This is a genomic window from Streptomyces sp. ISL-12 (assembly GCF_018614415.1).
Lineage (GTDB): Bacteria > Actinomycetota > Actinomycetes > Streptomycetales > Streptomycetaceae > Streptomyces.
Window position 1 is genome coordinate 1 of the sequence record NZ_JAGGOO010000199.1, and the last position, 9,164, is coordinate 9,164.

At 71.2% G+C, this 9,164-nt stretch carries 7 protein-coding genes and 1 pseudogene; 4 read left to right on the forward strand and 4 right to left on the reverse strand.

What is annotated here, in order from left to right:
* Window positions 1–44 precede the first annotated feature (44 nt).
* The gene (locus J7I94_RS37370) at window positions 45–383 is read left to right on the forward strand and encodes a MerR family transcriptional regulator (RefSeq protein ID WP_215174762.1); all 339 of its coding nucleotides are present in this window, start codon (window positions 45–47) and stop codon (window positions 381–383) included.
* A gap of 319 nt (window positions 384–702) precedes the next feature.
* Here the strand turns inward: J7I94_RS37370 and J7I94_RS37375 are convergent, their stop codons facing one another.
* A complete protein-coding gene (locus J7I94_RS37375) occupies window positions 703–1,338 on the reverse strand; it encodes a hemolysin III family protein (protein ID WP_374198500.1) in 636 nt (211 codons plus the stop codon).
* A 465-nt stretch (window positions 1,339–1,803) separates the two neighbouring features.
* Here J7I94_RS37375 and J7I94_RS37380 point away from each other — a divergent pair, with 465 nt between their 5' ends.
* Window positions 1,804–2,265 (forward strand): hypothetical protein, encoded by a 462-nt coding sequence (locus J7I94_RS37380; protein WP_308114857.1) that lies wholly within the window; start codon window positions 1,804–1,806, stop codon window positions 2,263–2,265.
* Window positions 2,266–2,868: 603 nt separating this feature from the next.
* Here the strand turns inward: J7I94_RS37380 and J7I94_RS37385 are convergent.
* The 3 genes and pseudogenes from J7I94_RS37385 to J7I94_RS37395 form a co-directional block, all read right to left on the reverse strand.
* A complete protein-coding gene (locus J7I94_RS37385) occupies window positions 2,869–3,207 on the reverse strand; it encodes a hypothetical protein (RefSeq protein WP_308114858.1) in 339 nt (112 codons plus the stop codon).
* Between the two features lie 964 nt (window positions 3,208–4,171).
* Window positions 4,172–5,420: pseudogene (locus J7I94_RS37390) on the reverse strand (helix-turn-helix domain-containing protein).
* A 439-nt stretch (window positions 5,421–5,859) separates the two neighbouring features.
* Complete coding sequence (locus J7I94_RS37395; protein WP_215174758.1) at window positions 5,860–6,387, reverse strand: DUF4232 domain-containing protein; 528 nt, start codon at window positions 6,385–6,387, stop codon at window positions 5,860–5,862.
* Between the two features lie 317 nt (window positions 6,388–6,704).
* Here J7I94_RS37395 and J7I94_RS37400 point away from each other — a divergent pair, with 317 nt between their 5' ends.
* Window positions 6,705–7,835, forward strand: a complete 1,131-nt coding sequence (locus tag J7I94_RS37400; RefSeq protein ID WP_215174760.1) for a dihydrofolate reductase family protein — start codon at window positions 6,705–6,707, stop codon at window positions 7,833–7,835.
* Window positions 7,836–8,015: 180 nt separating this feature from the next.
* A complete protein-coding gene (locus J7I94_RS37405; RefSeq protein WP_215174764.1) occupies window positions 8,016–9,137 on the forward strand; it encodes an alginate lyase family protein in 1,122 nt (373 codons plus the stop codon).
* Window positions 9,138–9,164: the final 27 nt, after the last annotated feature.

Here is a 9,164-nt window from a genome sequence, read left to right on the forward strand (position 1 = left end):
CGTACGGCACCAAGGCCCCTCCACGCGTTCCACAGAGAGGTGAGATGACAGCAGACGAGTCGCTAGGCCGTCTCGACGACGACGATTACCCCGCCTACACGATGGGCCGGGCCGCCGAGCTGCTCGGCACCACTCCCGGCTTTCTCCGAGCCATCGGCGAAGCACGACTGATCACACCACTGCGCTCCGAGGGCGGACACCGCCGCTACTCCCGTTACCAACTGCGCATCGCGGCCCGCGCGCGTGAGCTCGTCGACAGGGGCACCCCGATCGAGGCCGCATGCCGGATCATCATCCTCGAAGACCAACTCGAAGAAGCCCAGCGCATCAACGCCGAATACCGCCGCGCCGGCGGATCGCCCAGTCCATCGGCCGCGGCCTGAGGTGAGCGGGCCCGCCGGTATCGGCGGGCCATCACACCCGCGCACGGCCGGGCCGTGGCGTGCAGGGACGGTCCTCGTGGCCGAACGGTTCCACCGGCACGGCCTCCGGCCACGGTCGCGGCGCCGCCACAGCGGGTGAGGCGGCCGGCCTGCTCCACACCCGAACGTCCGGGTAGATCTCGCCCTCCTCACCAACTGACGCGAGACAACGTTCGTCTCCCTCTCCGCTCCAGGCCCCCCGTACGCCGCAGTTGCTGACCGGGCCGCGTGCGCGGCGACAGCACCACTGCCGCAGGAGTGAATGCGCCCGCTGCTGTGGTCAGTAGGCGGCGAGAGAGATGGCGATGTAGTGCGCGGTGAAGGCCGCCACGGTCAGAGCGTGGAACACCTCGTGGTAGCCGAACCAGCGAGGTGAGGGGTCGGGGCGTTGGACGGCGTAGACCACCGCGCCCGCGCTGTACAGGAGACCGCCGGTGACTATCAGTGTGACTACGGCCGCTCCGCCGGTGTGCAGGAAGTCGGGCAGGTAACGCACCGGTGCCCACCCCAGGGCCAGGTAGCAGGGGGTGTACAGCCAGCGGGGAGCGTTGACCCACAGGACGCGGAAAACTATGCCGGCCAGCGCGCCCGACCATACGATCCACAGCAGCAGGGCACGCCGGTCAGGGGGGAGGAGCACCACGGCCAGAGGGGTGCAGGTGCCGGCGATGATCAAAAAGATGTTGGCGTGGTCGAGGCGACGCAGAACGGCCTCGCCCAGTGGCCCCCAGGTACCCAGGTGGTAGACGGCGCTCGTCCCGAACAGCAGCCAGGCGGTGACGGAGTACACGGTGCAGGCCAGGGCCGCCTGCTGGGTCCGGGCCAGGCAGACAAGGACGATGCCGGCGCTCAACGAGGCGGGGACCATCGCGGCATGGAGCCAGCCACGCAGCTTCGGCTTGACCGGCTCGACCAGGTCGGCCGCCCACTCGACCAGATCGGCAACCGGGTGAGGCTTTTCCTCGGCACTGCCATGATGTGATCCGCCGGGGAGACCGGCTACGGCCTCCCCAGACACAACTTCCCGTCCCGTCTCGGATTTCTGAGCATCATCGGCAACCATCCGATCATGCTAAAAGCCTGCCCGTAGCAGCATCCCCGGAGGTCGGTCTCGTAACGTCAGGCCGGCATCACCGGACGGCCCTGCTCGGCCATCAGGAGAGCGCAGACGCCGGCGACCTGCTCCAACTGGGCCTGCGGGAGCCGTGTAAGTCGACTGGCCCATGGGAACGATCAAGGCTCCCGATCGGGTACCTCCGCTCACCTACGCCAAGGACCGCCGATGCTTCCCGAGTTCCGCTCCCACGCATCCGCCCCCCTCGCACATCAGCTGGAACTGAGATTGGGACTACCCCCACAGCTCGAAACCGGCCGTCTCGACGTGGAGCGTGTCGCCGGCATCGCGGTCCTCGCGGCGGCTCACTCCGATGGTTACGCGGCCACCGCGCACCTTCTCGGACTGCTGGCCGCGCTCCCCGCCCCTTCCGAGGCAGGAGAACGCTTCTGGTCGGACCTGTGGAGGTCCTCGGGCACGGCCTACCTGCTGCCGACCAACATCAAGGAACTGGTGCTGCGTTCGCTGGCCGGAGAAGGAACCGGTCTGGCCGGACAGATCCTCTCGGCCGTCGACGAGATGACACCTCCCCAGCGCGTCGCAGCCGCAGAGGTGATCGGCCAGGCACTCATCGAGTCCGACCACCTCCCGGACCTCAAAACACAGGTCATCGGCGAACTTTGGCTCCGGGACCTCGAACTCACCGCCTGGCGCGTCCTGCACGCGAACCACAAGCCGGCCGATCCCGCCGGACGAAGCGCCTTCATCGATGCTTGGACGAGCATCTGACCCGGCCGAGCGGCACACAAAGAGCGAACGTACTGGTCAGCAGCCCTTCCTGCGTGAGCGATGCGTGAGCGGACAGTGAGGCACGAGTCGTCACGACGCGGATCTCACCTCATAGCCAATGTGTTCTGACCTGGTAGTTCCGGACACTGAAGAACCGCCCGGAACCATCCACCACGCCCCCACCAGGACTTTTAATCCATTGGTTGTGGGTTCGAGTCCCACAGGGCCTACTGGTCCGCCCCCAGTTCAGAGGTAGTTCGAGCTGGGGGCGTATCCGTTTCCTCCTTGCGTGTGGTCGCGGAGCGGCCCCGGTCGACAGGACGTTCGCCGAGGCCGCAGAGCGCTACGGCACGGATGGATCAGACGGTGGGTTGGCCGCTGCCCGGGCAAGTCTCGCGAGTGCCGGGGGTCTGGTGGTACGCGGCGGGCTCTCCGGGCTCGGCGCCGACCCAGGCGCCGCAGACGGAGCAGGCGGATGAGCACTGGCCGGGATCGAATCGGTGTCCGTTTCGGTGTTCACACATGATCAGCTCTCCGCTCGACGGGATGATGCTGATGTGTGGTGCTCTCCGCCGCGCTCGGGTTCGGGACGCGCCGGAGGTCTCAGATGCGCCGGACGAATGCCTTGGCACCGTTGTGGAAGGTGACGGTCACTCCGACGTGGTCGGGACGGCTTCCCTCTTTGGTGGACCACCGGGCGATGGCGGCGATCTGCGGCGCCTCGGCCCGGCCGATCACGGCCGCGAGCCACTCCTCGCCGCCGTCCTGGACGGTGCTGTCCGTCCAAGGGGCGGGGCCGCCGTCGACATCGGCGGTGGGGGTGTCGTGCTTCTCGCCGTCGGCGAGCTGGCCGGTGACCTGCCACTGCACCTCGTTGGAGCCGACGGCCACGACGAAGCCGAACGGGTATGTGGTGATGCCCGCCTCTTCAAGTGTCTGCACGCGCGCCACCCCGGGCGTGTTCTTGATGCAGTCCATGACAAACGGGACAAAGCTTTCAGGGCGCATCGTGGTCCTCTCCGTGCGAAGCGGCCAGTCTAGGCACTCGCCACGCCCCGTGTTCGACGTCTTCGGCAGAGTGCCGCGGGCGCCGTCAAGGCCGCTGGGCGTGGCCTGCGGCCGGGAGTGTCGGCACCAGCCGGGCACCGTCGAGTCGGGTGCTGCCCCGGTCGGGCCCGTCTCCGGTGGGCTGTCGCGACGTGAGCGGAGCATCCGCGGGCCATGGTGACCGGTCTTCATTCAGCTCGTGCACTCCGGCGGCGATGAGGCGGGCGACCGCGAGTGGTCTGCACAGAGAGGCCATCGACTCCATGGGCACTGACCAGTAGGCCCTGGCGCCCACGTGAGGGAAGGACACGGCGTCCAGCCGCGGTACTCCCGGGTACGTGCCCTGCCCGAGGCACTCGACCACTTGGCTCCGCCAGTCCTCGGCAGCCCGCTGCCACGTCTTCGGCACGCTCGCGGGTACCAGCGAGTAGTAGCGCGGGCCACAGACGTCGCAAATGACCGGGCCACCGCCGAGTACCTCGTCCAGGACGGCATCGATATCGAGTGGATCGGTGCTTGCGGCGACGGCCTGGACGAGGCGGCCGGGGATACGCGCCGCTGAGAAGAGGGCGCCGAGAGGGAGCATGGCCACGCCGTGGGTCTTCCACTCCGCTCGGGCCCGCCGGTGGGACGGGTGTGCGGAGAGCAGCCAGTTCTCGGCGGTCAACTGCCGGTCGGCAGCTGCGTGCACCACGGCATCGGTCTGCGCCTCAACTGGTCGGAGGGCCGGTTGTGCGGCGCGCTGGTGCGCGGCTTCACGCGGCATGGTCGAGACCTCCACGGTCGGCGTGTTCCGTCTCACACGCGCAACCGTAGAAGCCCGGCCGATGCGGCAGGGGCACAGTTTGTGCCCCCTCTTTCACGCGGCGAGAAGCCCCAGCTTCACCGCCAGTTCCGAAGCGCGGCGGCGTCGCGCCGGGCTCTTCGCCTCTGTCTCCTCCAGCACGATCCGCTTCGCGTAGCCGTTGTACCTGATCGTCTCGGGAGCGGCTTCGTGTGCCTGCGCCAGCGCGGCAAGAGCGGAGTCGGGTTGGCCGTCGAGGTGGTAGCCGCGAGCTTCCTCGATCCGGTGGCGGGCCCGGCGAGGCCGGGACGGGATGAGTACGGCGTCCGCTGCGGCGGCCTGCCGAACGGACTCTCCGCCGTGGTGAAGTTCCACTGCGACGGTGACGGCATGGGCACCCATGATGGCTTGGGAGAAGCTGGTGACGGGGTGGTAGTACTCCTCCGGAAGCCGCGTCGCCAGGTTCCGGGCCTTGTCCCAGTACCGCCACGCTGTGCCCGTCTCGCCGCGGCGAGCCGCCGTGTACCCGGCCTCGAATGTCAGCGCACCGACGATGGCCAGGACGTCGTCGGAGGCGTCGGGAAGGAGCGGCTCCAGGAAGGCAAGGGTCTGCTGCGTGACCTCGTCGGCCGCATCGAAATGTGCCGGACCCGAGTCCCGGTGGGCCTGTGCGGCGAGCCACGCGGCGACGCCGATGGCGTGTGGGTCCTCAGACTCCTGCGCGGCGATCAGGCCGCGCTCGGCAACGCGCCACAGCAGCGCGGCGTCCGGCTGGTATGCCACGAAGAACTGCGCCAGAGTAGACCTCGGCGAGGACTGCGTGCGCTGCCCGCTGGTCCGCGCTCGTCTCAGCCTGTCGCACCGCTGCTTGGGTGTCCCGGATCAGGTCCGGAAGCAACGCGCCGATCACATCGCGGTGGTGGGGAGCCGAGTGGCGGGCCGACCACGCGCGCGCAAGGCGGACCCGCAGGTGCGCGGCCGGCGGAGCCTCCTGTCGGGCGCCGAGCGGAAAGGCATCGACGGCTGCCTTCACTTCGGGCAGGCGTCGGTGGCCGGGGCCAGTGAAAAGATCGACGGGCGCGGACTGGTTCCCCGTGAGGTCGGAGAGGTCCCGGACTCTGAGGATTTCGGCGAGTCGAAGCACTACGTCGATCTTGGGCGTCTTCAGCCGGCCGGTCTCCACGCCTTTCACCCAGGATCCTGAGCGGCCGGCCAGTCCGCCGAGCTGGTCGCGGGTGAGTCCGCGTCGGGTGCGGAGGATCTGGAGTCGCTGTCCGAAGACGAGTGGGTCGGCGTATGGGTCCGGGGTGGCAGCAGAGGGCATGGCCTCGCCTCTCTCGGTGCGGGTCGCACTGTCCAGAGTAGGGCCGGGGCCGTTCTGCTGTGCCGGTGTCGAGGTGGCTCTGCGCGTTGCGGCAGCCGGGTATGACGAAACGGCCCCGAGGGCGACGGGGCCGTGATGTCAGCGGGGGAGGAGTGCGGCGGCGCCGCAGTCCCACAGGGCCTACGGACGCGGGCCGGGGGCCGTCAACCGCTGTGCGGCGCCCAGACCGGATCGGTCGGCCCGGGCCCCGCCCCGCACGATCGCCGACTGTCAGGGCCCTTGCCCGGCCGACGGGCCAGGACCGACTCTCGTCAGGGCTCCGCCCGCCCGGCCCCGGTGAACCGGCCGTACGTGGACCGGAGTCGCAGGTCCCTTCCGCTTTGCCCAGCCGCTGCCGACGGGCTCGCGTCGGCGTACACGGCTGGGCCTGGCGCCCGGATCAGCCCCCGAACGGCACCGCGTCCGCCTTGTCCGCGTGCCAGTTCGTGGCGACGGGCTGGTCGACCGTGACGGTGTGCGGGAGGGCGAGGGTCACGGCGTTCAGCTCGTCGCCCAGGAGGGACAGGTGGATCTGGTCGAACTGGATGCCGCCGTCGGTGTTCGTGGTCTTGGGGTTGATGCCGGCGTAGGCGGCCTTGGAGCCGGACAGGACGATGTCCTCGCCGACGCTCTGCTCGATGGGCGACACCTCGGTGTCGATGGAGGAGCCGTAGGACGCGGAGGGGTAGAGGCCCTCCAGGGTGCAGGTCACTCCGCGCTTGGCCTTGGCGGTGACGAGGTCGTAGCCGCCCGCCTGGGTCTCGGCGGTGACCTTGAAGGTCAGGTCGCTGGTCGTGCAGACCCGCGGGGCGGCGCTGGCCCCGGTGCCGGCGACGGCGGCGGTGGCAGCGGCGCCGGTGAGGGCGACGGCGGCCGCGGCGGCGGCGAGGACGAGACGGGCGGAACGGGTGGCGAGACGCGAGCGCATCGGATTCTCCAGACTGCTGAAGTCGGTCGTTTCGGTCGGCGGGTTGCTGACCTGACCGCAGCTTGCGCCGTGATCCGTCCCGGCCGCCACGGATGCCCGCCACTGAGGGACGCTGGAACGCTGGAACAGCCTCTGACCTGCCAGGACGTCGTCCCTCTGGAATGGGGTGCCGGGACGGGTGGACAGGGGCGGCGCGCCCTCCCACCGCCGCCGGACGCTCCCGGCGGGAGCGGGGGATGGGCGAGGATGGTGCCGGAGCGGCTGCCGCCGAGCCGAGCCGAGTCAGCCGTCCCCCAGTGCACCGAAGGACCGCGCCGATGTCCCGTCCGTACGTCCTCCTCTCCGCCGCCGTCTCCCTCGACGGCTACCTGGACGACACGGGCCCCGACCGCCTGCTGCTCTCCTCCCCGGCCGACTTCGACCGCGTCGACGGGGAACGGGCCCGGGCCGGCGCGATCCTCGTCGGCGCCGGCACGATCCGCGCCGACAACCCCCGGCTGCTGGTCAACTCCGCCGAGCGCCGCGCCGCCCGCCTCGCCGCCGGGCAGCCGGAGTTCCCGCTGAAGGTCACCGTCAGCGGCTCCGGCGAGCTGGACCCGGCCGCCGCCTTCTGGCACACCGGCGGGGAGAAGGTCCTCCTCACCACGGACCAGGGGGCCGAGCGGGCCCGCGCCCTCCACATCGCCGCCGGCGTCGTCCCGCTCGGGCCCGACCTCCACTGGCCCGCCGTACTCGCGTACCTGCACGACCACCACGGCGTACGCCGGCTCATGGTCGAGGGCGGCGGAACCGTCCACACGCAACTCCTGCGCGCCGGCCTCGCCGACGAACTCCAGCTCGTCCTCGCCCCGCTGCTGGTCGGTGACCCGGCCGCGCCCCGACTCTTCGGCCCCGGCGACTACCAGCGCGGACGCCTCCGCCTGGTCGAGACCCGGCAGATCGAGGACGTCGTCCTCATGCGCTACGTGCCCACCGCGCCCGGCACCGGCACCACCCCCACCGCGGCCGACCGGCACTGGCTCGCCCTCGCCTGCGAGCTGGCGGCGCTGTGCCCGCCCTCGACGACGGCGTTCAGCGTCGGCGCGGTCGTGGTCGCCGCCGACGGCACCGAACTGGCGCGCGGCCACTCACGGGAGGGGAACGACCCCGTGGCGCACGCCGAGGAGGCCGCCCTCGCCAAGCTCAGCCAGGCCGACCCGAGGCTCGCCGGCGCCACCGTCTACAGCAGCCTCGAACCCTGCGCCCGCCGCGCCTCCCGGCCCGCGCCCTGCGCCCGGCTCATCCTCGACGCGGGCGTCCGCCGGGTGGTCACGGCCTGGCGGGAGCCGGACACGTTCGTCACCGGGGCGGACGGGAGCGGGGTGCTGGCCGCGCAGGGCGCCCAGGTCGTCGTACTCCCCGAGTACGAGGCCCGCGCCAAGGAGCCCAACCGTCACTTGCTGAGCTGACCGCACGGCCGATCGGCCCAACCCGCCATGCGCCCCGCCGCCCGCACCGGCACGCTGCCAGTGACCGACGACGCGGAGGTGGGCATGAGGACAGCGGTGCGCAGGCGGGCGGCGGCGCTGGTGGCGGCGGTCCTGGTCGGGGCGGCCGGCGCCGGGTGCGGTCAGGAGTCCGGCCGGGCGATGGCGCGGGCGCTGCCCGCCGACGCGGAGTTCACCCACCCCGGCGTGCTGGTCAGCCAGGCCCAGCTGGACACCGTACGGAAGAACACGACCGCCGGGCGGCAGCCGTGGCTCTCGGCGTACCTGGCCATGCGGGACAGCAGGTACGGGTCCTACCGGCACCGGGCGCGGCCCTTCGCGACGGTCCACTGTCCCGCCGGGAAGAAGGCGGGCCGGGGGTGCGAGGAGGAGCGCGAGGACGCCATCGCCGCGTACACGCAGGCCCTCCTGTTCTCGGTCACCGGGAAGCGGCCCCACGCGGAGAAGGCCCGGCAGATCATGGACGCCTGGTCCGGGAAGCTCAAGGAGCACACCGGGGAGAACGCCGGGCTCCAGGCCGGGTGGACCGCGTCGACCTGGGCGCGGGCCGCCGAACTGGTCCGGCACACCCCGGGCGCCGGCTGGCCGGACGACCGGGTGCGGCGGTTCGAGGACATGCTGCGCACCGCCCACCTGCCCCGGCTGACGAAGAAGGTCCCCGACCGCAACGGCCACCAGGACCTGATCGCCACCGACGGCGCGATCTCCGCCGCCGTCTTCCTGAACGACCACAAGACCTTCGACCACGCCCTGCGCCGCTTCCGCGACCGCGTCCCCGCCTACTTCTACCTGGAGAAGGACGGCAAGCTGCCGTTCACCCCGGCGGGCAGCAGCATCGCCACCCGCGAACGGCTGGTCTCGTACTGGCACCAGCAGAAGACGTACAAGGACGGCGTCACCCAGGAGACCTGCCGCGACTTCGCCCACGTCGGCCACTCCATCGCCGCCACCGCCCACATCGCCGAGACCGCCTGGCACCAGGGCGTCGACCTCTACGCCGAGGTGAAGGACCGGCTGAAGGCCGCCCTCGCGCTGCACGCCCGCCAGCAGCGGGCGGACACCGCGCCGGCCTGGCTGTGCGGCGGCGAGGTCGAGCGGAATCTCGGGCCCGACCTGGAGGTCGCCCTCAACCACCTGGAGAACCGCCTCGACGTCCCCGTCCCCGCCGCGCACAAGCTCGCCGCCGGCACCCGCCCGGCCGGCACCGACGACCTCTCCGTCTCCTGGGAGACGCTCACCCACGCCCGCAATCCCGGACGCTAGATACGCGGCCCGCAGTCCCGGGCGCTG

Excerpts from the sequence above, each read along its gene's own strand:
- J7I94_RS37370 (WP_215174762.1), top strand. The coding sequence starts at position 45 with ATGACAGCAGACGAGTCGCTAGGCCGTCTCGACGACGACGATTACCCC.
- J7I94_RS37395 (WP_215174758.1), bottom strand. The coding sequence starts at position 6,387 with ATGCGCTCGCGTCTCGCCACCCGTTCCGCCCGTCTCGTCCTCGCCGCC.
- J7I94_RS37400 (WP_215174760.1), top strand. The coding sequence starts at position 6,705 with ATGTCCCGTCCGTACGTCCTCCTCTCCGCCGCCGTCTCCCTCGACGGC.
- J7I94_RS37405 (WP_215174764.1), top strand. The coding sequence starts at position 8,016 with ATGGCGCGGGCGCTGCCCGCCGACGCGGAGTTCACCCACCCCGGCGTG.